The organism is Xanthomonas sontii (assembly GCF_040529055.1).
GTDB lineage: Bacteria > Pseudomonadota > Gammaproteobacteria > Xanthomonadales > Xanthomonadaceae > Xanthomonas_A > Xanthomonas_A sontii.
The window spans coordinates 4,451,419-4,473,169 of the sequence record NZ_CP132342.1; the positions used below are offsets into that span (position 1 = coordinate 4,451,419).

Annotated in this window: 19 protein-coding genes and 1 tRNA gene; 4 read left to right on the top strand and 16 right to left on the bottom strand. The window is 66.9% G+C overall.

The genetic code is table 11. The features are described from left to right. Positions 1 to 25: 25 nt before the first annotated feature. The 4 genes from radA to RAB70_RS18700 all read right to left on the bottom strand — a co-directional run bounded on the left by radA (position 26) and on the right by RAB70_RS18700 (position 5,105). Positions 26 to 1,411 carry a DNA repair protein RadA gene (radA, locus tag RAB70_RS18685; protein ID WP_017914782.1) on the bottom strand — a complete coding sequence of 462 codons (1,386 nt, stop codon included), beginning with the start codon at positions 1,409 to 1,411 and terminating at the stop codon, positions 26 to 28. 306 nt (positions 1,412 to 1,717) lie between these two features. After that, complete coding sequence (locus RAB70_RS18690) at positions 1,718 to 2,254, bottom strand: adenylate kinase (protein ID WP_148829219.1); 537 nt, start codon at positions 2,252 to 2,254, stop codon at positions 1,718 to 1,720. Positions 2,255 to 2,479: 225 nt separating this feature from the next. Further along, positions 2,480 to 4,369, bottom strand: coding sequence for a M61 family metallopeptidase (locus RAB70_RS18695; RefSeq protein ID WP_408068845.1), 1,890 nt, complete (start codon positions 4,367 to 4,369; stop codon positions 2,480 to 2,482). A gap of 133 nt (positions 4,370 to 4,502) precedes the next feature. After that, entirely contained in the window at positions 4,503 to 5,105 is a 603-nt protein-coding gene (locus RAB70_RS18700; protein WP_148829218.1) for an ATP-dependent Clp protease proteolytic subunit, read from the bottom strand. Between the two features lie 55 nt (positions 5,106 to 5,160). On the opposite strand from RAB70_RS18700, the gene RAB70_RS18705 reads away from it, so the two are divergent. After that, a complete protein-coding gene (locus RAB70_RS18705) occupies positions 5,161 to 5,979 on the top strand; it encodes a sigma-70 family RNA polymerase sigma factor (RefSeq protein ID WP_148829217.1) in 819 nt (272 codons plus the stop codon). A 42-nt stretch (positions 5,980 to 6,021) separates the two neighbouring features. On the opposite strand, the gene RAB70_RS18710 is transcribed toward RAB70_RS18705, so the two are convergent. Continuing rightward, the gene (locus tag RAB70_RS18710; RefSeq protein ID WP_225851661.1) at positions 6,022 to 6,792 is read right to left on the bottom strand and encodes an SDR family NAD(P)-dependent oxidoreductase; all 771 of its coding nucleotides are present in this window, start codon (positions 6,790 to 6,792) and stop codon (positions 6,022 to 6,024) included. Positions 6,793 to 6,918: 126 nt separating this feature from the next. On the opposite strand from RAB70_RS18710, the gene RAB70_RS18715 reads away from it, so the two are divergent. Further along, positions 6,919 to 7,374, top strand: a complete 456-nt coding sequence (locus tag RAB70_RS18715) for a MarR family winged helix-turn-helix transcriptional regulator (protein ID WP_225851660.1) — start codon at positions 6,919 to 6,921, stop codon at positions 7,372 to 7,374. 109 nt (positions 7,375 to 7,483) lie between these two features. Here RAB70_RS18715 and cyoD read toward each other — a convergent pair whose 3' ends face one another. From cyoD to RAB70_RS18750, 7 genes are all read right to left on the bottom strand, one after another. Beyond that, positions 7,484 to 7,822, bottom strand: a complete 339-nt coding sequence (cyoD, locus tag RAB70_RS18720) for a cytochrome o ubiquinol oxidase subunit IV (protein ID WP_010341155.1) — start codon at positions 7,820 to 7,822, stop codon at positions 7,484 to 7,486. Then, on the bottom strand, positions 7,822 to 8,448 hold the full coding sequence (gene cyoC / locus RAB70_RS18725; RefSeq protein WP_148829216.1) for a cytochrome o ubiquinol oxidase subunit III: 627 nt from the start codon (positions 8,446 to 8,448) through the stop codon (positions 7,822 to 7,824). The genes cyoD and cyoC overlap by 1 nt, the downstream gene beginning before the upstream one ends. Positions 8,449 to 8,451: 3 nt before the next feature. Then, on the bottom strand, positions 8,452 to 10,452 hold the full coding sequence (cyoB, locus tag RAB70_RS18730; RefSeq protein ID WP_148829215.1) for a cytochrome o ubiquinol oxidase subunit I: 2,001 nt from the start codon (positions 10,450 to 10,452) through the stop codon (positions 8,452 to 8,454). Next, positions 10,452 to 11,393, bottom strand: coding sequence for a ubiquinol oxidase subunit II (gene cyoA / locus RAB70_RS18735; protein WP_010341159.1), 942 nt, complete (start codon positions 11,391 to 11,393; stop codon positions 10,452 to 10,454). Before cyoA ends, cyoB begins: the two co-directional genes overlap by 1 nt. A gap of 781 nt (positions 11,394 to 12,174) precedes the next feature. Next, a complete protein-coding gene (locus RAB70_RS18740) occupies positions 12,175 to 12,528 on the bottom strand; it encodes a hypothetical protein (RefSeq protein ID WP_148829214.1) in 354 nt (117 codons plus the stop codon). A gap of 582 nt (positions 12,529 to 13,110) precedes the next feature. Next, positions 13,111 to 13,929: an HNH endonuclease gene (locus RAB70_RS18745; RefSeq protein ID WP_148829213.1), complete on the bottom strand. Its 819-nt coding sequence runs from the start codon at positions 13,927 to 13,929 to the stop codon at positions 13,111 to 13,113. Positions 13,930 to 14,184: 255 nt separating this feature from the next. Continuing rightward, a tRNA-Thr gene (locus RAB70_RS18750) sits at positions 14,185 to 14,260 on the bottom strand. 120 nt (positions 14,261 to 14,380) lie between these two features. On the opposite strand from RAB70_RS18750, the gene RAB70_RS18755 reads away from it, so the two are divergent. Together RAB70_RS18755 and RAB70_RS18760 are read left to right on the top strand one after the other, a co-directional pair. After that, complete coding sequence (locus RAB70_RS18755) at positions 14,381 to 15,337, top strand: hypothetical protein (protein ID WP_148830075.1); 957 nt, start codon at positions 14,381 to 14,383, stop codon at positions 15,335 to 15,337. Beyond that, on the top strand, positions 15,334 to 16,035 hold the full coding sequence (locus RAB70_RS18760; protein ID WP_148830074.1) for a hypothetical protein: 702 nt from the start codon (positions 15,334 to 15,336) through the stop codon (positions 16,033 to 16,035). Before RAB70_RS18755 ends, RAB70_RS18760 begins: the two co-directional genes overlap by 4 nt. A 185-nt stretch (positions 16,036 to 16,220) precedes the next feature. Here RAB70_RS18760 and ispH read toward each other — a convergent pair whose 3' ends face one another. The 4 genes from ispH to RAB70_RS18780 all read right to left on the bottom strand — a co-directional run bounded on the left by ispH (position 16,221) and on the right by RAB70_RS18780 (position 21,678). Then, a complete protein-coding gene (ispH, locus tag RAB70_RS18765) occupies positions 16,221 to 17,171 on the bottom strand; it encodes a 4-hydroxy-3-methylbut-2-enyl diphosphate reductase (RefSeq protein ID WP_017907393.1) in 951 nt (316 codons plus the stop codon). A gap of 57 nt (positions 17,172 to 17,228) precedes the next feature. Beyond that, a complete protein-coding gene (lspA, locus tag RAB70_RS18770; protein ID WP_017907394.1) occupies positions 17,229 to 17,732 on the bottom strand; it encodes a signal peptidase II in 504 nt (167 codons plus the stop codon). 109 nt (positions 17,733 to 17,841) lie between these two features. Beyond that, complete coding sequence (gene ileS, locus RAB70_RS18775; RefSeq protein ID WP_148830073.1) at positions 17,842 to 20,673, bottom strand: isoleucine--tRNA ligase; 2,832 nt, start codon at positions 20,671 to 20,673, stop codon at positions 17,842 to 17,844. Between the two features lie 6 nt (positions 20,674 to 20,679). After that, positions 20,680 to 21,678: a bifunctional riboflavin kinase/FAD synthetase gene (locus RAB70_RS18780; RefSeq protein ID WP_265530680.1), complete on the bottom strand. Its 999-nt coding sequence runs from the start codon at positions 21,676 to 21,678 to the stop codon at positions 20,680 to 20,682. Positions 21,679 to 21,751: the final 73 nt, after the last annotated feature.

The window sequence follows — 21,751 nt, forward strand, 5'->3', positions numbered from 1 at the left end:
CGCCGCTGCCCGCCGACGCCGCAGCCTATTCGCTCGCCGCTTCCAGCGCCTGCGCCAAGCGCTCCACCGCGATCACCTCCATGCCCTTGACCGTACCGGTCTTGGGCGCATTGGCCTTGGGCACGATGGCGCGCTTGAAGCCGTGCGTGGCGGCCTCGCGCAGCCGGTCCTCGCCATTGGGCACCGGGCGGATCTCGCCGGACAGGCCGACCTCGCCGAAGGCGATGGTCTTTTCCGCCAACGGCCGATCGCGCAGCGACGACAGCACCGCCAGCAGCACCGGCAGGTCGGCCGCGGTCTCCTGCACGCGGATGCCGCCGACCACGTTGACGAACACGTCCTGGTCGCCGACCACGATGCCGCCATGGCGGTGCAGCACCGCCAGCAGCATCGCCAGCCGGTTCTGTTCCAGGCCCACCGCCACGCGCCGCGGATTGGACAGCGGCGAGGCATCGACCAGGGCCTGCACTTCCACCATCAGCGGCCGCGTGCCTTCGCGGGTGACCATCACGCAACTGCCGGGCTGGTGCGCGCTGCCGCCGGACAGGAAGATCGCCGACGGATTGGAGACTTCCTTCAGCCCCTTCTCGCCCATCGCGAACACGCCCAGTTCGTTGACCGCGCCGAAGCGGTTCTTGAACGCGCGCAGCAGGCGGAAGCGGCTGCCGCTCTCGCCCTCGAAGTACAGCACCGCATCGACCATGTGCTCGAGCACGCGCGGGCCGGCGATGCCGCCCTCCTTGGTGACGTGGCCGACCAGGAACACCGCGGTGCCGGTCTCCTTGGCATAGCGCACCAGGCGCGCGGCGCTCTCGCGCACCTGGCTGACCGAACCCGGCGCGGCGGTCAGCGCCTCGGTCCACAGGGTCTGCACCGAGTCGGCGACGATCAGCTTGGGCCGCGCCGCGCTGGCGTGCTGCAGGATGTGCTCGATGCCGGTCTCGGCCAGCGCGTTGAGGCCGTCCAGCGGCAGGTCCAGGCGCACCGCGCGGCCGGCGACCTGGCCCAGCGATTCCTCGCCGGTCACGTACAGCACCGGCAGCGTGCCGGCCATCTTCGCCAGCGCCTGCAGCAGCAGGGTCGACTTGCCGATGCCGGGGTCGCCGCCGATCAGCACCACCGCGCCCTCGACCAGGCCGCCGCCCAGCACCCGGTCGAACTCGCCGATGCCGGTGGACACGCGCGCCTGGTCGCGATGCTCCACGTCCTTGAGCGCGGTGATCTTCGGCGTCTCGGCCTTGCCGGCCCAGCCGCTGCGCCGCGCCGCGGCCGGCGCCTTGGCCGTGGCCGCGCTCTCCAGCACGATCTCGCTCAGCGAGTTCCAGGCGCCGCATTCGGTGCACTGACCCTGCCATTTGTTGTATTCGGCGCCGCACTCGCCGCAGACATAGGCCGTTTTCGCTTTCGCCATCTGCTTCTGGTCCGCTCAGACAATGCATCAGCATAGTGGCTGGCGGTCTCAGCGTCCGCGACGCGGCGCCAGGCACCGCATCGCATTCGCTTCCCCAGCGTGTAACGCGGCGCCGGGAAGACGTCGCGCACTCGGCAGCGACGACGATGTACGGCGGGCGCTGCTGCGTTTCCCCGCGACTGGTGACCCAAGCCGCCCGCGCACGGCCGCCAGGCGGCAGCAGGAGGCAGCCTGTGGCGCCGACGTCGGGTCAGACCGATTCTGCCCGGGACGATGTCCTCTTCGCTTGTCGCGGCAGGGAGGCCGTCAGCGCGCCTTCAAGGCAGCAAGCAGGTGTTGCGCCTGCTCCCGTCGCCTAATGCGCACGAAGCGAATATGCGCGTACTGCGGGTTGTGCAGATCGGCCTGGTAGCGCGCGCGGTTGCTGCGCCAGGTCTTGAGCATCCAGATGATGATGGACTCCCGGCTAAAGAATGCGCGGCGAAAACTCTCGCGATTTCCCGTACCGGGCCACAGCTCCTGTTTGTGCCAGGCCCGTTTGAACGCTCTGGCGACAGCCTGGAACAGCGTGCGCAAAAATCCATAGTCCACCCACACCACCAGGTCCACGTCGCGCCATTTCACGGGGCGCGTCCGGTTGGAGTTGCCATCCAGCACCCAGTCGGCAGAGGCGGCCAACGCACGCTCCAGCTCTTTCAGGAACACATCGTCCGGGGTCCCCTGCCAGTCCGGGCGCCAGTAGAGTCTGTCCATTTCGACATAGGGAATCGCAAGTTCCTTGGCGATCAGCCTGGCGAGTGTGCTTTTCCCGCTTGCGCTGGTGCCGACCACATTGATTTTCACCGCCTGACCTCGTCCCCGCAAAGAAGATCGGCCACCTCGGCCGCTCCCGCACGGTGCTGCGCTCGCTGCAGGAACGGCTTCGCATGGACTGCGCCATCGGTGGCGACCAAACAATGAGCATCGCGCGCGCAAGCGCCGCAAGCGACACGCGCCAGTACGACGACGCCGTCGCCGCACCGCGCACCGGCACACCGAAGCGCCGGGCGGCGATCGCGCTCGCCGCCCTCAACGCGCCTTGTACAACTCGCTCAGGCGATCCGGCGTGCCGGCGATGCGCTCCAGGTGCGGATACTGCAGGCCGCCGTAGTAGGCGATGCGCAAGGTGTCGTAGCGGTCGCCGCGCTTGACCAGCAGTTCGATCGGCGTGCTGCCGCCCTTGGCCGCGGTGACCGCGTCCTTGAGCGCCTCGGCGCTGTACTCGCGGCCGCCGACTGCGACCACGCGGTTGCCGGCGATGATGCCGGCATTGAACGTCGGGCTGTCCCACAGCACGGATTGCACCCGGCCCTGCTCGTCCAGGCTCAGGCCCAGCGAGTAGCTCAGGTCCAGGTTCTTGTTGCGCGCCTCGGAGGTCTTGCTGGCCGCGTTCGGCTGATCGGTATAGACCAGCTTCCAGCCGCTGGCCTCGATCCCGCCGACCAGCGACCCGTGCTCATCGAGACGGCTGCGCAGCAGGCTCGCCCAGTCGTACTTGGCGATCCCATCGAGCGTGGCGACGATGTCGTCGAAGGTGTAGGTGTTCACGTCCCAGGCGCCGTCGTGCATGCCGAAGAACGCCTTGGCGAAATCGTCCAGCGAGCGCTTGCCGCCGCTGAGCTCGCGCAGCTTGGCGTTGACCTCCAGCCAGACCATCTGCCCGCCGGAATAGTAGTCCTCGCTCAACTGGTAGCTGCGGTAGGCGCGCGGCCGGCGCATCGACATGGTCGGGTCGTTGGTGGTGTCCTGCAGCGCGCGCCAGGCCAGGCCGGGACGGCCGCGCTGGTAGACCGCGGCGACGTTGGCCAGCATGTCGCGGGCCTGGTCCTGGGTCCACAGCCCTGCGCGCGCGGCGATCACCTCGCCCCAGAACTGGGTCTGGCCCTCGTACAGCCACAGCAGGCTGTCGCCCATCGGCACGTTGAAGTTGGGCGTGGCCAGGTCGGCGCCGCGCCGGTACTTGCCGTTCCAGGAGTGGTTGAACTCGTGCGCGAGCAGGTCGCGCATCTCCCAGCTCTTGTCCCACTCGGTGAAGTAGTCGAGCGGGCCACTGTTCTCGCTGGAGCGATGATGCTCCAGGCCGATGCCGCCGAGCTTGTCGGTCAGCGCCAGCAGGAACTCGTAGTGGTCGAAGTGACGCGCGCCGTACAGCTTGTCCATCTGCTGCACCAGGGCCACGTGCGCCTTGATCTGGTCGGGCTTGGCCTCCAGCGACTTGGGCTTGTCGGCGAACACGTTCAGCGCCACCGGCGCCTTGCCCTTGTCGTCCAGCACGATGCGCTTGTAGTACTTGCCGGCGAACATCGGCGAATCGACCAGGTCGTCGAAATCGATCGGCTTGAACGTCACCGTATCGCCGCTGCGCGTGGCGGTCTCCAGCGCGGTGGCGTAGCTCCAGCCGGCCGGCAGGGTCACGCTGGCCTGCGCCTTGATGTTGCGCGCGTACACCCCGGCCGGATACAGCGCGGTGGTGTTCCACTGCAGGTTGAGCATCTCCGGGGTCATCATCACCCGGCCCTGGCCGTCGCCCTGCGAGGACAGGAACTGGTACTCGGCGACGATCTCGCTGACGCCGGCGGGCACGTCGATCTTGAACGCATAGACGTCGAACTGGTCGCGCGTCCACGGCAACACCTTGCCGTTGGCCTTGATCGTCAGCCCGGCGAGCTTGTCGATCGGACCGGTCGGCGAATGGTTGCCGGGGATCCACTGCGGATACAGCAGGGTCATCGGCCCCGGCGTGGCCGGGATGGTGCTGCGCACGCGGAAGATACGGTGCGCCAGATCGGTGGCATCGACATCGATCTTCAACGTACCGGCGAAGGGCACGTCGCGCGGCGGTGCGGTCTGCGCCGTGGCCTGGAACGCGACAGTGGCGGCCAGCAGCAACGGCGCCATCCAGGCGGTGGACTTGTTCATGGGGTCTCCAGAGGGCGAACGACAGCGGACAGGCAAACTCCCATGCTATGCCTGCGCCGCCGCCGCGTGCCATGCCATAGGTCATGCCCGCGGCGATCGCCGCGCACGGCGCCTGCCGCATTGGCCGGAGCCCTCAGCGCCCGGCCAGTTGGCTGCGCCGCTCGACGATGCGCGAGATCAGGCCGTAGTCCATCGCCTCCTGCGCCGACATCCAGCAGTCGCGCTCGATGTCGGTCTCCACGCGCTCCAGCGGCTGGCCAGTCTCGCGGGCAATGACCTTGGCGATGCGGGCGCGCGCCTTGAGGATCTCGCTGGCCTGGATGGCGATGTCGCTGGCCGGGCCGCCGGCGCCGCCGCTGGGCTGATGGATCAGGAACCGGGTCTGCGGCAGGCACACCCGGCGCTCGCGCGGCACGCCCAGGAACACGTGCGTGGCCGCGCTGCCGACCCAACCCGAGCCGATCATGTCGACCGGTGCGGAAATGAAGCGCAGCGCATCGTGGATGGCGTCGCCGGATTCCAGATGCCCGCCCGGCGAGGACACGATCATCGCGATCGGCGCATCGGACTCGGCATCCAGCGCCAGCAGATGGCGTACCGTCTGGTAGGCGCTGGCGTCGGTGATGGTGCCGAACAGCAGCAGGGTCCGCGCGCGGAACGCCTTTTCCTCGAGGAAGGCGGCGGACGGCGACTGCGCGGAGGGCGCGGCGGGGGACGTTTCGTCGGAACGCAGCATCGGCCTGTCTCCATGTATGGTGGGTGTCCCTCCCAACGAACGACGGGGCCGCGACGTGACATCTCCGACCGACACGCCCACGCCGGCCGACGGCGAGGCGCTGCGCCGCCAGTTGCTGGCCCTGGCGCATCGCTGGCTTGGCCAGGGCCAGGACGCCGAGGATCTCGTGCAGGAGGCCTATTTGCGCGCCGCACAGGGACCGCTGCCGGCCAGCGGCCGCGACGCCTGGCTGACCACCGTGCTGCGCCATCTGTGCATCGACCGCCTGCGCCGCCGCAGCCGCTACCGGGTCCTGCTGGAGCGCATCGCACAGGAACACGCAGTGTCCGTCACCGACGATCCGGACGGGCCGGAGCGCCACGCCCTCCACAGCGCGGCAGTGACGCACGCGCTGGTAGCGCTGGTGCGCACGCTGCCGGCCGGCGACGTGGCGATGCTGCTGCTCGCCGAGGCCTTCGACTTCAGCCATGCCGACCTGGCGGCGTTGTCAGCGCGCAGCGAAAGCGCCTCGCGCCAGTACCTGCGGCGCCTGCTGCAGCGCGCGCGTACAGCGATCGAGGACGCCACTGAACCGACGCGCGCGCACCCGCACGACGACGACGCCTGCCTGCTGGCGCTGTGCCGCCACGCCCTGCGGCACGGCGATCCGGCCGGACTGGTCGCCACGTTGCGTGCGGCGCGGCCGCAGACCCTGCTGGCCAGCGCCTTCCCGGCAACGGCGGCGGCGCCCGCCCACGCGGCACCCGGCATCGCGCCGGTCTACGCCCAGCCGCTGCAGCAACATGGGCAACTGGGCCTGTTGATCCGCAACAGCGACGGCGTGCCGACCTGGCTGCCGTTGTGCGAACTCACCGACGCGCCTTGCATGGCGTGAGCGGGACAACCCCGGCGCGCCGGTTGCACCGGCGCCGTCGCTTCAGTACCTGCGAACGGGAAAACGCCCGGAGAATCCATCGAACACGGCACGCTCCACGTCGAGACGCTGCCGAAACTCCGCCGAATCGGTCATTCCGAAGCCGAGCTCATCGGCCTGCCCCGCCGCGAGGCCGGCGAAGATGGCGTCGCAGAAGTCGTCCAGGTCCGCGCCATGGGCCATGCCCGGGCCCGCCAGCGCGGTGCGGACCGCGGGCGGAATGATCTCGACGACCCTGACCGGCGTCGCGGCAAGCGCGAAGCGGAGATTGCGCGTATAGCTGTGGAGCGCGGCCTTGCAGGCGCTGTAGACCGGGGCGAACGGCTGCGGAACGAAGGCGCCGCCTGAGGAGACATTGGCGATCAGTGCAGGCTCGCCATGCTGCAGCAACAGCGGGACCAGCAAATGGTTCAGATGCACGACGGCAGCGAACAGGATGTCGATCTCGCGCTGGCGCTCGGCCCAGGGCGCCTGGTCGTCGGCGAGCGCGACACGCCGCTGGATGCCGGCGTTGTTGACGACCACGCGCAGCCCGGGATGCCGCGCTCGCAGGTACTGCGCCAGTCGCTCGCGCTCATCGGCGACCCCGATGTCGTTGACCAGGGTCTGCAGGCCGGGAGCGGCCTGGGCCGCGTGATCGAGCTTGCCTGCATCGCGGCCGGTGACCAGCACGTTTGCGCCCGCGGCCAGAAAGCGCCGCGCGAGGCCGAACCCGATGCCGTCGCTGCCGCCGGTCACCACCACATCCACACCTGCGAACGTCATTGCGGACATCGCCATCGCCTCCAGGAACCGCGTGTCCGCCCGGCTGGCATCGCACGCCTGCCAGCGGCCACGCGAAGGTTGTCGTGTCAACCTAGAGATACGCCGTTCGGGTTGCCATGTCAACCAGCGCCGCCTATGGTGACCCGCATGAAGCACGCACAACTCTCCGCAGGCGAACTGGCGATCTGGCACGCCTTCAAGCAGATGGGCCAGACGGTGATGGCCGCCGTCGAAAAGGACCTGGCCGACCACGCCGGCCTGACCGGCAGCGACTTCGGTGTGCTGTCGCGGCTGGTGGACCTGGGCAAGGGCGAGCTGCGCCAGCAGGCGCTCGCCGATTCCATGGGGTGGCACAAGAGCCGGCTGTCGCATCAGCTCACCCGGATGCAGACGCGCGGCCTGGTCCGCCGCAGCGACGCAGAACCGCGCGTGGTGAAGGTGGCCATCACCGCCCTGGGCCGGGAGAAGATCGCCGCGGCGCGGCCGATCCACGCCGCCGCGGTCAGAACGCGGCTGCTCGATCGCCTCAGCGCGGAAGACGCGCAGGTCCTGCTGAAACTCTCCGCGACGCTCGGCTCGGACCGCAGCTGACGGCGGCGCGCCCATCGGCCATCTGCACCTTCCAGGGCGGCCGCACCGGACCGTAGAACGCAAAAGGCCGCCCGGAGGCGGCCTTCGCGAACCCGAGGCGGTGCGCGCCTCAATGCATCATGTTGACGTTGAGGTTGTGCATCACCCACAGCGAGCCGACCACCACGATGCCGATGATCAGCAGCGAGAACAGGCCCACGTGCACGTTGGAGCGCTGTTCGGCCGACCGGTCCATGTGCAGGAAGTAGATCAAGTGCACCAGCATCTGCACCGCGGCCAGCACCGCGATGACGATGACGGTGACGCCGCGCGGGAACGCCCCGCTCATCACCATGCCGAACGGGATCACGGTCAGGATCACCGCCAGCACGAAGCCGACCAGGTAGGACTTCAGGCCGCCGCCGTGGCCGTGCTCGGCGTGCGTGTCGGAGGAATGATGGTTGGCCATTACAGCGCTCCCAGCAGGTAGACGATGGTGAACACGCCGATCCAGATCACGTCCAGGAAGTGCCAGAACAGGCTCAGGCACGCCAGGCGGGTCATGTTGCGCGGGGTCAGGCCGTTCTTCGCGATCTGGATCACCAGCACGGTCATCCACAGCAGGCCCGAGGCCACGTGCAGACCATGGGTGCCGACCAGGGTGAAGAAGGCCGACAGGAACGCGCTGCGGCCGGGGCCGGCGCCCTCTTCGATCAGGTGGTGGAACTCGTAGAGCTCCATGCCCAGGAAGCCCAGGCCCAGCGCGGCGGTGACTGCCAGCCAGCCGTACAGGCCGCCCATGCTGCGCTTGTTCGCCGAGATCATCGCCAGGCCGAAGCCCAGGCTGCTGAACAGCAGCAGGAAGGTTTCCACCAGCACGAACTTCAGGTCGAACAGTTCCTTGGCGGTCGGGCCGTCCATCGTCGCGCCGGCCAGCACCGCGTAGGTGGCGAACAGGCCGGCGAAGATGAGGCAGTCGCTCATCAGGTAGACCCAGAACCCGAAGACGGTGTTGCCGCCCGCGTCGTGGTGTTCGTGGTCGTGGTCGTGGCCGCCCGCGTGGGCGGCGTGGGAATCGAGCGTCGTGGAAGCCATGGTTCAGACCGCCTTTGCGGCGTTGGCCGCGTGTTGCTGTTCCAGCAGGGCGAAGCGCGCGTTCTCGATGCGCTCCACTTCCTCCGCCGGGACCCAGTAATCGATGTCGTCATCGAAGGTGCGCGCGATGAAGCTGCCGATCATGCCGACCAGGCCGATCACCGCCATCCACCAGATGTGCCAGGTCAGACCGAAGCCCATGACGATGCTGAAGGCGCCGATCCAGAAGCCCGCCGCCGTGTTGCGCGGCATGTGGATCGGTTCGTACTTGGCCGGACGCGGCCAGCCCTTGCCCTTGAGCTTGTCTTCCCAGAACTGGTCGCGGTCGTCGATGTGCGGCAGCACCGCGAAGTTGTAGAACGGCGGCGGCGAGGAGGTCGCCCACTCTAGGGTGCGGCCATCCCATGGGTCGCCGGTCAGGTCCATGTTCTCCTTGCGCTTCCAGATGCTGTAGCCGATCTGCACCAGGTTCAGGAAGATGCCGGTGCCGATGATCGCCGCACCCACCGCGGCCACCATCAGCCACGGCGCCCACTCCGGATGGTTGTAGCTGTTCATACGCCGGGTCATGCCCATGAAGCCGAGCACGTACAGCGGCATGAAGGCGATGAAGAAGCCGATGATCCAGCACCAGAACGAGGCCTTGCCCAGCTTCTCGTTGAGCTTGAAGCCGAACGCCTTCGGGAACCAGTAGGTCAGGCCCGCCAGGTAGCCGAACACCACGCCGCCGATGATCACGTTATGGAAGTGCGCGATCAGGAACAGGCTGTTGTGCAGCACGAAGTCCACCGCCGGGATCGCCAGCATCACGCCGGTCATGCCGCCGATGACGAAGGTGATGATGAAGCCGATGGTCCACAGCACCGGTGCGGTCATGTGCACGCGGCCGCGGAACATGGTGAACAGCCAGTTGAAGATCTTCACGCCGGTGGGGATCGAGATGATCATCGTCGTGATGCCGAAGAAGGCATTGACGTTGGCGCCCGAGCCCATCGTGAAGAAGTGGTGCAGCCACACGATGAACGACAGCACGCCGATGCACGAGGTCGCGTACACCATCGAGGTGTAGCCGAACAGGCGCTTGCGGCTGAAGGTGGCGATCAGCTCGGAGAAGATGCCGAACGCCGGCAGGATCAGGATGTAGACCTCCGGGTGGCCCCAGATCCAGATCAGGTTGACGTACATCATGGCGTTGCCGCCACCGTCGTTGGTGAAGAAGTGCGTGCCCAGGTAGCGGTCCGCACCCAGCAGCGCCAGCGCCACGGTCAGGATCGGGAACGCGGCGATGATCAGGATGTTGGTGATCAGCGCGGTCCAGGTGAAGATCGGCATGCGCATCAGGGTCATGCCCGGCGCGCGCATGCGCATGATCGTCACGAAGAAGTTGATGCCGGTGAGCAATGTGCCCAGGCCCGAGATCTGCAGCGCCCAGATGTAGTAGTCGACACCGACGCCTGGACTGTATTCCAGCCCGGACAGCGGCGGGTAGGCCAGCCAGCCGGTCTGCGCGAACTCGCCCACGCCCAGGGAGATGTTGACCAGCGCCGCGCCGGCCACGAACAGCCAGAAGCTCAGCGAGTTCAGGAACGGGAACGCCACGTCGCGCGCGCCGATCTGCAGCGGCACGATCAGGTTCAACAGGCCGGTCATGAACGGCATGGCCATGAAGAAGATCATGATCACGCCGTGCGCGGTGAAGATCTGATCGTAGTGGTGCGGCGGGAAGATGCCTTCGTTGCCGCCGTGCGCGATCGCCTGCTGGGTGCGCATCATCGCCGCGTCGGCGAAGCCGCGCAGCAGCATGATCAGCGCCACCACGATGTACATGACGCCGATGCGCTTGTGGTCGACCGAGGTGAACCACTCCTTCCAGAGGTAGCCCCAAAGCTTGTACTTGGTGACCGCGGCCACCACCAGCAGGCCGAGCAGGCCGGCGCCGCCAAGGGCCGCCATGATGATCGGCTCGTGGTACGGAACCGCCTCGAGCGTGAGTTTGCCTAGCATCACTTGTCTCCAGAAGTGCACATGGCGACCGGCTCAGCAGCCGATGCCGGATGAGCGTCGTGGCCTTCCATCTTGTGGCCCTTGCCCATCATGTATTTGTCGATCAACGACTTGAACAGGCCGTCCTGCACCGAGGCGTAGTACGTCACCGGGTAGGCGGCCTTGTCGTTGCGGTTGGCCGCCAGCACCTGGAACTCGGCCTGGTCCAGGGTCTTCTGCGAGGCCTTGACCTTGGCCACCCACGCGTCGAAACCGGCGCGGTCGGTGGCATGCGCGGCGAAGCCCATCTTCGAGAAGCCGTGGCCGCTGTAGTTGGCCGACAGGCCGAACATCTCGCCCGGCTCGTTGGCGATCAGGTGCAGCTTGGTCTCCATGCCGGCCATCGCGTAGATCTGCGTGCCCAGGTGCGGGATGAAGAACGAGTTCATCACCGTGTCGGAGGTGATCTTGAAGTTCAGCGGCGTGTCGACCGGGAACGCGATCTCGTTGACCGTGGCGATGCCCTGCTCCGGGTAGATGAACATCCACTTCCAGTCCAGCGCCACCGCCTCGATGGTGATCGGCTTGACCTTGGAATCCAGCGGCTTGTACGGATCCAGCGCATGCGAGGAGCGCCAGGTCAGCACCGCCAGGACCAGGATGATCATGCACGGGATCGACCACACCACCACCTCGATCGCCGTGGAGTGCGACCAGTTCGGCTCGTAGCGGGCCTTGGTGTTGGACGCGCGGTAGCGCCAGGCGAAGGCCAGGGTCATCACGATGACCGGGATCACCACCAGCAGCATCAGCACCACCGAGGTGATCAGCAGCGTCTTCTCGTCGTGGCCGATCTGACCCTTGGGGTTGAGGATGGCCGAGTTGCAGCCGGCCAGCAGCAGCGCGGCCAGCAGCAACAGACCGGAGCGCAGCGAGCGCCGGAGTTGTTTCAACGGAATCATCGAACGATCCAATTGCGTAGGGGATGCGGACCGCGCGGAAGCGGGAGGCGGGGCGCCGTAGAGAGGGCTGTCCCGCGTCCGCCGCGGCATCCGGGCCGGCATGCGCGATCAACGATGCATTTTATGCTGCCGTGCGGCAACTCCGGAAGTCATTGACAAGCCCGGGCGGGCGCCAGGCCGCGTTTTTATGTGCGACACATTGCCGCACCCGCCTGCGACACGGCGTCGCAGGCCGCTGCGCGCACGAACCTGCGTCGCACAAAGCGCCACCAAAGCTCCATTGTCAGCACGTAGATCTCGATGCTCCCAAGGAGCAGCAGCCACGGGAAATTGATCGAATGCGATCAGGGCACTGACGCACCGTTAAGACGCAGATTTTGAGGTGCTTGTCAAGAAGCGTTCCGTCTGTGCAGGTACTGGACTTGAAACTTCGGGAGCACTGAAAAATCCGACTGAACGTATTCAGCAAAATCTTGGCGGACTTGGTTCCGAACACGATCAATCGTCAACTGTTGGACTGAGTTCTAATTTATGACGCCTCCCCACGATCAGCACCATCCAAGCTTTGCTCAGCGCGCTGAACACAGAATCAGTCCGCGAACTTGATCGCCCTGGTTCGTAGGGCGCTCGTGGGTGGGGCTATGCCGCACGACGATTCGATTAGCATAACCGGCGACCACATTGATCGTGGTCCAAGTGGCGATGAGACTAATTTAGGACAGGTTGCGAGGCGCCAATTAGATGGGGATCGTCCGCAACCAATCTCAACTTTGAATAGGGACTAAGCGCTTCCAGACCAATAGTTGTGAACCAGCGTCACTTGATTGACCCAGAAGGTAAGCCTTTTGATCTGCTGCCGGGACCCGCTAAAGGCCCCAATTCCCTCAGCAGCTGAGAAAAATCCCTCACCGGGGTTGTTGTCGCCCCCCTTGTGAACCACCAGTGCGGTCAACATTGGACGCCCATTCGCATGCTCGAAGATAACAATGTCGCCAAGTCTTCGTGCAATCTCCTCACGATCTTCTTCTCTGCCCATGTCCAAACTGACCAACGGGGCAACATCCCCATAGGTTGCCAAGGAACGGGATCTCGCAAGCTCAACGAGCTTTTCCCACAAGATTTTATCAACAGACACACTTATCCCCCGAGTAAGATCCAACGCATCTCATCTGCCTGCCATGTAGGTATCCAAGCCCTTTCGCACAACCGGATGCCACGTAGACGGACTAAAGCCGCGAGAAGATGGATGGCGAATGACTGTGCAAGCGCAATTAACATCCGGAAGCCAATGGCCAACGCCTTTACCAAACACGACCATGTAGTCGGGCTTGAGCATTCCCAGCAGCTGAGGCAAAGCAGATCGCCCAGCCTTCCATTGAGACGTAGTTGGCCGAACATTGTGGGCTGAACCAGGAAACTCCTGTATGAAATTCGCAAACGCCACGCCTTCCCAAAACGCTGACCTTGCAGCCACATCGAAGGTGGGCGCACTTGGCCCCTGAATCGTCTTCTGCACTCGATTGAAGAACAAGTGCCCACCCTGCTCGACACCTAACTCTTTGACGCAAGAAATGGTGAAGCTAGGCAGATAGTCCTCAGCGACTCCATAGTGAGACTCGCCCAGAAGCAGCAAGCGACACCGCAGGTTCCCGCCTGCCTGATAATCCTCCCCTACCCACGGCTCGAAGTACAACACATCGATTACTCCCAGGACATATCAATCATGCTTGATCATCTCACTACCCACGACTATCAAGTAGCGTGGCGACCCTGTCGCACAGAACAATCGAAGTGAACAAACAAGTATTCGCCCCGCCTCCCCATCCACCCAATCGACCCGAATCTCGTGAAGTGCATCGCTCGGCGGTACATCCTCGTGCCAGCAACCGATCAGCCGGTTAGACAAAAGCTCTTTACCTTTGATGATGTCAAGCAAGAGCGGCGCGAACGAACCGACGCCAAGCTCGGCTATTGCAAAACAGTGTGCAATCTTCGCAAGCATCCTCAAAAACGACTCAGGATGAATAGAAGCGAGATGAATACTGCCCCCTCCTTGGAATTCAGTGAAGAGTCTTGGATCAAAACTCCCCCAAGCCCACAATTGAAACTCAAGCGCCGGAGTATCCTCCACGCCACTGATGATCGTTGGAAGTGGCATAGTGAGTGCGATGTAGACTGCCGGGGCAGTTTCGACGTCAAATTCTTGCTTGCGCCCCAATGGACGAATCTCTCCGTCCTCCCTATCGGCGAGCCAAAGCCCTATGTGGTCCTTGCGCTCTCTTGGCCTCTTTGTCGGAGCGCCAATAACTTCGCGGAAGATGCGGATGCACTGCTTTGTGTAACGTCCCTCAAAGGCACTTGTCATCACAGCACATTGCCTACAACTTGATTTCGGTAGAACCAGCGCGTCGCCCGAGAGGCTCTCTGGCAAAATGTGCTCGTTCTCTAACTGCTCTGTCGCGCCACAATAGACGCATACGCCAAGAGCGGGATAGTCCTTGGCCTTTGCCGGTCGCCAAATCGCTTTAGCAGGCATACGTCCTGGCCCTCTGATCGCGGATCAACTCTAGCGCTGCCGATTAAATAGTACTGCTGGTGATGCACGCCATAAAGCTCCCCCGAAGCCGAATTGCTGGCAGTTCCTCGGATGCACCTCAAGAACGCGAACCATCCGTGCCAAGCGGCAATGAAGCTGGCAAGCACCTAGTTCGGCGCAAATCCCTTTCCAGTCAATGAGTTCCAACACCACACAAAGAAAAGCCCCGGCCAAGGCCGGGGCTTTTCATGCAACTGGTGCCGGAAACAGGAGTCGAACCTGCGACCTACGCATTACGAATGCGCCGCTCTACCGACTGAGCTATTCCGGCGGAACTGGCAATTCTAGGCGTCGGCCCGGGCCGGGGTCAATCGCTGCCCGGGCCTTCGCGCGAGCGCCGCAATCGATGGGTTACCCTCCCGCCCCCGTCGTCCCCCTCCCCCTGCTCATCGTGAAGTTGTTCGCCTGGTTCTGGCTCGCGTTCCTGCTGTTTTTCGCCATCCCCTTCCCCTGCATCCTCTATTTCGCCAGCGACTGGCCACGCGTGCTGGCCCAGCCCAGCACGCCCGCATGGGCGCTGACCCTGCTGGCGCTGTCGCTGGGCCTGTGGCTGCACCTGCTCTACGCCTACTTGGACACCTTGCTGCTCATGCCCGGGCGCGCCCTGCACCGCGTGCGCCACCTCCTCGCCCATGGCGTGCGCCGCGAGGCACTGATCGAACGCGCCGCCCCCACCGGCGTCGAGGTCAAGGGCTGGCCGCAGCTGTCGCTGACCCTGGCCTTTGACAACCTGTCCGGCACGCCCATCCGCGACACCCTGCTGATCGTGGACCGCAAGCCGGCGCAACGCCGCTTCGAGAGCGGGCGCACCGTGCCGCTGCGGCTGAGCACCACCCCGGGCGCCGCGCCGAACCTGGTATTGGAGGACGCCGAGCCGGCCCTGGACCGCGCCAGCCTGTGGCGCCGCGCGGCCGGCGCCGTGCTGCTGGTGGTCCTGGTCGGTGCGGCCTACGTGCTGGCCTGGCGCCTGCAGAACCGCGGGCTGGGCTGGACCTTCCTGTCCTTCAACCACCCGCTGCTGATGAGCGCACTGGTGCTCAACGGCTACGTGCTGGCGCTGCGCGTGATCCTGCGCGTGATCCGCCACAACGCCACCGACGAGACCCTGAAGTACCGCGGCCTGCGCGCGCGGGCGCGGGTGCTGGACGTGCGCCAGACCGGCACCACCCTCAACGAGCAGCCGCAGGTGGAGTTCCGCGTGGCGTTCGAGGACGCGTCAGGCAACCCGCACGAGGCGACGATGCGGCGGTTCGTGTCGCTGCTCGACGTCGGACAGTTGCCGCGCGACACGGTGTCGGTGCTGTACGACCCGCAACACCCCACCCGCGCCGACCTGGAGCTGCCATGAAGACGCCGCCCACCCCACTGGTCTTCGCCGGCGTGGTGGTGCTGCTCGGCGGCCTCGCCTTCGCCGGTGGCGCCTGGGACACCGTCCGCGCCACCCTGCAGGCGGCCGGCCCAGGGGCTGCCCTGCAGTCCCCCTCCAAGCCGCAATCGCTGGCGGTGCCGACCCCGACTGCCCGTGCTGCCGACACCGAGCCGGCGCCGACGCCGGCACCACGCGGCAACCTGCTGTTCGACCCGCAGCGGCTGCGCGCGGCCCGGCAGGCGCTGGCGGACCTGCCCGACCTGCAGGGCCACGACCTGCGCGTGTTCCATGCCGTGCATTTCTACGACAACCGGATCGGACTCGAACTGCTGGACCCCGCACAGCCGGACCACGTGGACGAATACAGCTTCCACGACGAGGCCTGGCACAAGGATGCGCCAGTGAATCCGCGCATGTTCGGGCCGTTCCTCAAGCCAGCCACCGACACCGCCGCGCTGCAGGACATCGATTTCGAGGGCGCCTACCGGGTGGCCACGGCCTTGCAGGAACAGGGCGAGGCGCTACAGGCCGAGCCGAAGAAGGTGGATCACGTGTACGTGCTGGTGGGCCGGCGCGGCCGCCTGCGCTGGATGCCGGACGGCGTGCAAGGCGATCGCGTCAGCGTGGGCATCGAGTTCGATGCACAGGGACGGCCGCGCGGCATGCAGCGCCAGTAAGCCGTGGCGCTTGCCACGCGACAGCACCCCATCACGTCATCTCGCAGGAGCGGCTCTTGTCCCCTTTTCGAGGATCAGCCGCGACAGGCTCTACCGGGATCGCCCGTCGCGGCTGACAGCCGCTCCTACGCGCGCCGCGACAGATACGCCCATCCAGCGTACGAACACGCGACCGAACGCCCCCGTCAGTCGACCAGCCGCAACCGCAATTCCTTCGGCAGGGCGAACACCATCGACTCCGGTTCGCCCGCCAGTTCCGACACGCCATCGGCGCCGAGTTCGCGCAGCCGCGCGATCACGCCGTCCACCAGCACCTGCGGCGCCGAGGCGCCGGCGGTCAGACCGATGCGGCGCTTGCCGGCGATCCAGGCGGGATCGATCTCGTCGGCGCCGTCGATCAGGTAGGACTCCACCCCGTCGCGCCGCGCCAGCTCGCTGAGCCGGTTGGAATTGGAACTGTTCGGCGAACCGACCACCAGCACCAGGTCGCACTCCTTGGCCAGGTCGCGCACGGCGTCCTGGCGGTTCTGGGTGGCGTAGCAGATATCGTCGTTCTTCGGGCCCTGCATCGCCGGGTAGCGCGCGCGCAGCGCCTCGATGATGCCGCGGGTGTCGTCCACCGACAGCGTGGTCTGGGTGGTGTAGGCCAGGTTCTCCGGCTGCTGCACGTCCAGCGTGGCGACCTGCTCGATGTCCTCGACCAGGTAGATGCGGCCGGTGCCGCATTCGCGGTCCCACTGCCCCATCGTGCCTTCCACCTCCGGGTGGCCGGCGTGGCCGATCAGCACCACGTCGCGGCCGGCGCGGCAGTGCCGGGCCACCTCGAAATGCACCTTGGTGACCAGCGGGCAGGTCGCGTCGAACACCTTCAGCCCGCGCCGCTCGGCCTCCTGGCGCACCGCCTGGGCCACGCCGTGGGCGCTGAAGATCACCGTGTTGCCGTCGGGCACCTCGTCCAGTTCCTCGACGAAGATCGCGCCGCGCTGCTTGAGGTCGTCGACCACGAAGCGGTTGTGCACCACCTCGTGGCGCACGTAGATCGGCGCGCCCAGGGTTTCGATGGCGCGCTTGACGATCTCGATGGCGCGATCGACGCCGGCGCAGAAGCCGCGGGGGTTGGCGAGCAGGACATCCATTGGCTAGATCCGCCGGCCGCAGGGGGCCAGGCGCTTCGACAGGGAGAGTGGCACCGATTATCCCGCTTTTCGCTTCGCCTTGCCGTCGAACACGCCGAACAGGGCGATGCCGATGGCGCCGGCGACGATCGCCGAGTCGGCGATGTTGAACGAGGGCCAGTAGTGCTCGCCCACGTACCACTGGATGAAATCGACCACGTGGCCGTGCATCAGCCGGTCGATCACGTTGCCGATCGCCCCGCCGATCACCAGCGCGTACGGCAGCGCGCTGCGCCACTCGCCGCGCGGGGTGCGCGCCAGCCACCAGGCCAGCAGGGCGCTGATGCCCACCGCCAGCGCGGTGAAGAACCAGAGCTGCCAGCCGCCGGCCTGGCTCAGGAAACTGAATGCCGCGCCGGTGTTGTAGGTGCGGTACCAGTTCCAGAAACCGGGGATCACCGGCACCGCGGTGAACTCGGGCAGGCTGGACAGCACCCAGGCCTTGCTCCACTGGTCCAGGCCGATCACCGCGGCCGACAGCAGCAGCCAGATCAGGGCGGAAGGGTTGGGTCGTGCGGTCATGCGGGAAGTCCGCCTTGGGCGAAGAAGGAAGGGAAGGATGGCCGGCGCCGCAGCCACGGCGTCGCCGCCGGCCCCGGCGACGCGCAAGCCGCGTGGCCGGGGACGGCACTCAGAACCAGCGGCGCTCCTCGCCCGGTCCTTCGATGTTGCTGACGCAGCGGCCGCACAGTTCCGGGTGCGCCGGGTCGGCGCCGACGTCGGCGCGGTAGTGCCAGCAGCGCACGCACTTGGGCTTCTCGGTGGCCTGGGCGCTGACGAAGATCTCGTCGGTGCTGGCCTCGCGCACCACCACGTCGCCGCTGATGAACAGGAAGCGCAGCTCTTCCTGCAGCGGCTGCAGCTTCGCCGCGGTGGCGGCGTCGGCGGCGACGGTGATCTCCGCCTCCAGGGCGGCACCGATCACGCCGTTGCCGCGCATCGGCTCCAGCACCTTGGCCACCTGCTCGCGCAGCGCCAGCAACTGCTCGAAGTCGGCCGCGCTCAGCGCCGCGTCGTCCGGCAACGGTGCCAGGCCTTCGTACCAGGTCGCGAACAGCACGTTGCCCAGGTGCGCGCCCGGCAGGTAGCCCCACAGCTCGTCGGCGGTGAAGCTCAGGATCGGCGCGATCCAGCGCACGAAGGCCTCGGCCACATGGAACATCGCGGTCTGCGCCGAGCGCCGGCCGAGCGAGTCCTCGGCCATCGTGTACAGCCGGTCCTTGGTCACGTCCAGGTACAGCGACCCCAGGTCCACGCTGCAGAAGTTCAGCAGCGCCTGCACGATGGCGGCGAAGTCGTAGCGCGCGTAGGCGGCCTTGATCTGCTCCTGCACCTCGTAGGCGCGGTGCACGATCCAGCGGTCCAGCGCCACCAGCTCCGGCAGCGGCCGCAGGTGCACGGCCGGGTTGAAGCCGTGCAGGTTGCCGAGCAGGAAGCGCGCGGTGTTGCGCAGGCGCCGGTAGGCGTCGGCGTTGCGCTTGAGGATTTCCTGCGACAGCGACATCTCGTTGCTGTAGTCGGCCGAGGCGATCCACAGGCGCAGGATGTCCGCGCCCAGCGTCTTCATGATGTCCTGCGGCTCGATGCCGTTGCCCAGCGACTTGGACATCTTGCGGCCGTGCTCGTCCACGGTGAAGCCGTGGGTCAGGCACTGCCGGTACGGCGCGGCGTGGTCCAGCGCCACGCCGGTCAGCAGCGAGGACTGGAACCAGCCGCGGTGCTGGTCGGAGCCTTCCAGGTACAGGTCGGCCGGCTTGGGCAGGCCGCGTTCGGTCAGCACCGCCTCGTGGGTGACGCCGGAATCGAACCAGACGTCGAGGATGTCGGTGATCTTCTCGTAGTCGGCCGCTTCGTCGCCGAGCAGTTCGGCGGCGTCCAGCGCGTACCACACGTCCACCCCGCCCTCCTCGACGCGGTCGGCGACCTGGCGCATCAGCTCGGTGCTGCGCGGATGCGGCTCGCCGGTCTCGCGGTGCACGAACAGCGCGATCGGCACGCCCCAGGTGCGCTGGCGCGAGATCGTCCAGTCCGGGCGCCCGGCGACCATGCCGGCGATGCGCGCCTGGCCCCAGGCCGGGTACCAGTGCACGCCCTCGATGGCCTGCAGCGCCTCGGCGCGCAGGTTGGCCTGCTCCATCGAGATGAACCACTGCGGCGTGGCGCGGAACGCGATCGGGGTCTTGTGCCGCCAGCAATGCGGATAGCTGTGGACCATGCTGGCACGCGCCAGCAGCAGCCCACGCGCGGCCAGCAGGTCGGCGATGACGTCGTTGGCCTTCCAGATGTGCAGCCCGGCCAGCTCCATGCCATCGACCGCGGGGGTCGACGGCAGGTACACGCCGCGCGCATCCACCGGGTTGATCTGCGCCGCGCCGTAGCGCTCCAGCAGCCCGTACGGCTTGACCGCCACGTAGTCCTCCTGGCCGTGGCCGGGGGCGGTGTGCACCGCGCCGGTACCGTCGGTGTCGGACACGTGGGTGCCGAGGATCACCGGCACGTCGCGCTCGTCGTAGAAGGGATGCGCCAGCACCTGGTGTTCCAGCGCCGCGCCGGCGACGCGGCCGTGCACTACCACCTCATCCACCCCGTAGCGCTGCAGCGCGCGCTCGGCCAGCGCGTCGGCCAACACCAGCCAGCGACGGCGGCCGTCGCGGGCCGGGCCTTCGACCAGCGCATAGACCAGCTCCGGCCCCAGCGACACCGCCAGCGAGGCCGGCAGCGTCCACGGCGTGGTGGTCCAGATCGGCACCGCCACTTCGGCGCCGTCAGGCAGGGTCGCGCCGAACGCGGCGGCCAGCGCCGCGCCGTCGCGGGCCGTGTAGGCCACGTCCACCGTCGGCGACTGCTTGTCGGCGTACTCGATCTCGGCCTCGGCCAGCGCCGAACCGCAGTCGAAGCACCAGTGCACCGGCTTCACGCCGCGGGTCAGGTGGCCGTTCTCGACGATCCGCGCCAGCGCACGGATCTCGTTGGCCTCGAAATGGAAGTCCAGCGTGCGGTACGGGTTGTCCCAGTCGCCGATCACGCCCAGGCGCTTGAAGTCGCGGCGCTGGATGTCGATCTGCGCGTTGGCGTATTCGCGGCACTTCTGCCGGAACTCCACCGCATCCAGCTTCACTCCGACCTTGCCGAACTTCTTCTCGATCGCGATCTCGATCGGCAGGCCGTGGCAGTCCCAGCCCGGGATGTACGGCGCGTCGTAGCCGGACAGGTACTTGGACTTGACGATGATGTCCTTGAGGATCTTGTTGACCGCATGCCCGAGGTGGATCGCGCCATTGGCGTACGGCGGGCCGTCGTGCAGCACGAACAGCGGCCGGCCCTGGGCGTTGTCGCGCAGCCGCGTGTACAGACCCTCGCTCTCCCAGCGCGCCAGGATGTCCGGCTCGCGCTTGGGCAGGTCGCCGCGCATCGGGAACTCGGTCGCCGGCAGATGGAGGGTGGCTTTGTAGTCCTGGGTCACGGGCAGTTACCGGTCGGTGGTCTTCAGGGGGAGGTCCGCGCGCGGGGCGGCGGGCACGGGCGGCAGGCCCGCGCCAGCAGGCGCAGCGAGCAGTTGCCGCGCCAGCGCGGCGTCGCGGTGCATCTGCGCGGTCAGCGCCGGCAGATCGGCAAAGGTTTCCTCGTCGCGCAGCTTGGCGACGAACTCCACCTCGATGTGGCGACCGTACAGGTCGCCCTGGAAATCGAACAGGTGCGCTTCCAGCAGCGGCTCCACGCCCTGCACGGTCGGGCGGGTGCCGAAACTGGACACCGACGGCCACGGCTGCGCCGCCACCCCGTGCACCCAGGTGGCGTAGATGCCGGACAGCGCCGGGGTGCGGGCGAACCGCAGGTTGGCGGTGGGATAGCCGAGCGTGCGCCCGAGCTGCTTGCCGCGCACCACGCGGCCGCCGATCGCATACGGGCGGCCGAGCAGTTCGGCGGCATGGGCGAACTCGCCGGCCACCAGCAGCTCGCGGATGCGGGTGCTGGAAATGCGCTCCTCGCGCAGGTGCACCGGCGCGATCTCGTCGGCGGCGAAGCCATGCTGGGCGCCCAGCGCACGCAGCAGCGCGATGTCGCCGCCGCGCTTGTGGCCGAAGCGGAACGCCGGGCCGATCCAGACCTCGCGCGCACGCAGGCGCTCGACCAGCACGCGCTGCACGAAGTCCTCCGCGCTCATCGAGGCCATGCGCCGGTCGAAGCGCAGCAGGCCGACGCTGTCGATGCCGAGTTGGAGCAGGCCCTGCACCTTGGCCCGGGCCAGGGTCAACCGCGGCGGCGGCGCGGCCGGGGCGAAGAACTCGCGCGGCAGCGGCTCGAAGCTCAGCGCCACCGCCGGCACGCCCGCTTCGCGCGCGCGCGCGATCGCCTGCCGCACCAGCGCGCGGTGGCCCAGGTGCAGGCCATCGAAGGCGCCGATGCAGACCACGCTTCCCTGCGGGAACAGGGTCCCGCCCTCGACGTCTCTAAACAGCCTGCTCATTCCTCGGTCCGAAGCGCCGGCGCTGGAAGCGCCGGTCGATGATGCGTAACCGTCGAGTATAGCGGGTGGGGGC

Bases quoted from the DNA above. Each gene is read 5' to 3' on its own strand.
- RAB70_RS18745 (WP_148829213.1), bottom strand. From the start codon at position 13,929: ATGCCTGCTAAAGCGATTTGGCGACCGGCAAAGGCCAAGGACTATCCC.
- RAB70_RS18695 (WP_408068845.1), bottom strand. From the start codon at position 4,369: ATGAACAAGTCCACCGCCTGGATGGCGCCGTTGCTGCTGGCCGCCACT.
- RAB70_RS18700 (WP_148829218.1), bottom strand. From the start codon at position 5,105: ATGCTGCGTTCCGACGAAACGTCCCCCGCCGCGCCCTCCGCGCAGTCG.
- RAB70_RS18780 (WP_265530680.1), bottom strand. From the start codon at position 21,678: ATGAGCAGGCTGTTTAGAGACGTCGAGGGCGGGACCCTGTTCCCGCAG.
- lspA (WP_017907394.1), bottom strand. From the start codon at position 17,732: ATGACCGCACGACCCAACCCTTCCGCCCTGATCTGGCTGCTGCTGTCG.
- cyoD (WP_010341155.1), bottom strand. From the start codon at position 7,822: ATGGCCAACCATCATTCCTCCGACACGCACGCCGAGCACGGCCACGGC.
- radA (WP_017914782.1), bottom strand. From the start codon at position 1,411: ATGGCGAAAGCGAAAACGGCCTATGTCTGCGGCGAGTGCGGCGCCGAA.
- RAB70_RS18715 (WP_225851660.1), top strand. From the start codon at position 6,919: ATGGTGACCCGCATGAAGCACGCACAACTCTCCGCAGGCGAACTGGCG.
- cyoB (WP_148829215.1), bottom strand. From the start codon at position 10,452: ATGCTAGGCAAACTCACGCTCGAGGCGGTTCCGTACCACGAGCCGATC.
- cyoA (WP_010341159.1), bottom strand. From the start codon at position 11,393: ATGATTCCGTTGAAACAACTCCGGCGCTCGCTGCGCTCCGGTCTGTTG.
- RAB70_RS18760 (WP_148830074.1), top strand. From the start codon at position 15,334: ATGAAGACGCCGCCCACCCCACTGGTCTTCGCCGGCGTGGTGGTGCTG.
- cyoC (WP_148829216.1), bottom strand. From the start codon at position 8,448: ATGGCTTCCACGACGCTCGATTCCCACGCCGCCCACGCGGGCGGCCAC.
- RAB70_RS18710 (WP_225851661.1), bottom strand. From the start codon at position 6,792: ATGTCCGCAATGACGTTCGCAGGTGTGGATGTGGTGGTGACCGGCGGC.
- ispH (WP_017907393.1), bottom strand. From the start codon at position 17,171: ATGGATGTCCTGCTCGCCAACCCCCGCGGCTTCTGCGCCGGCGTCGAT.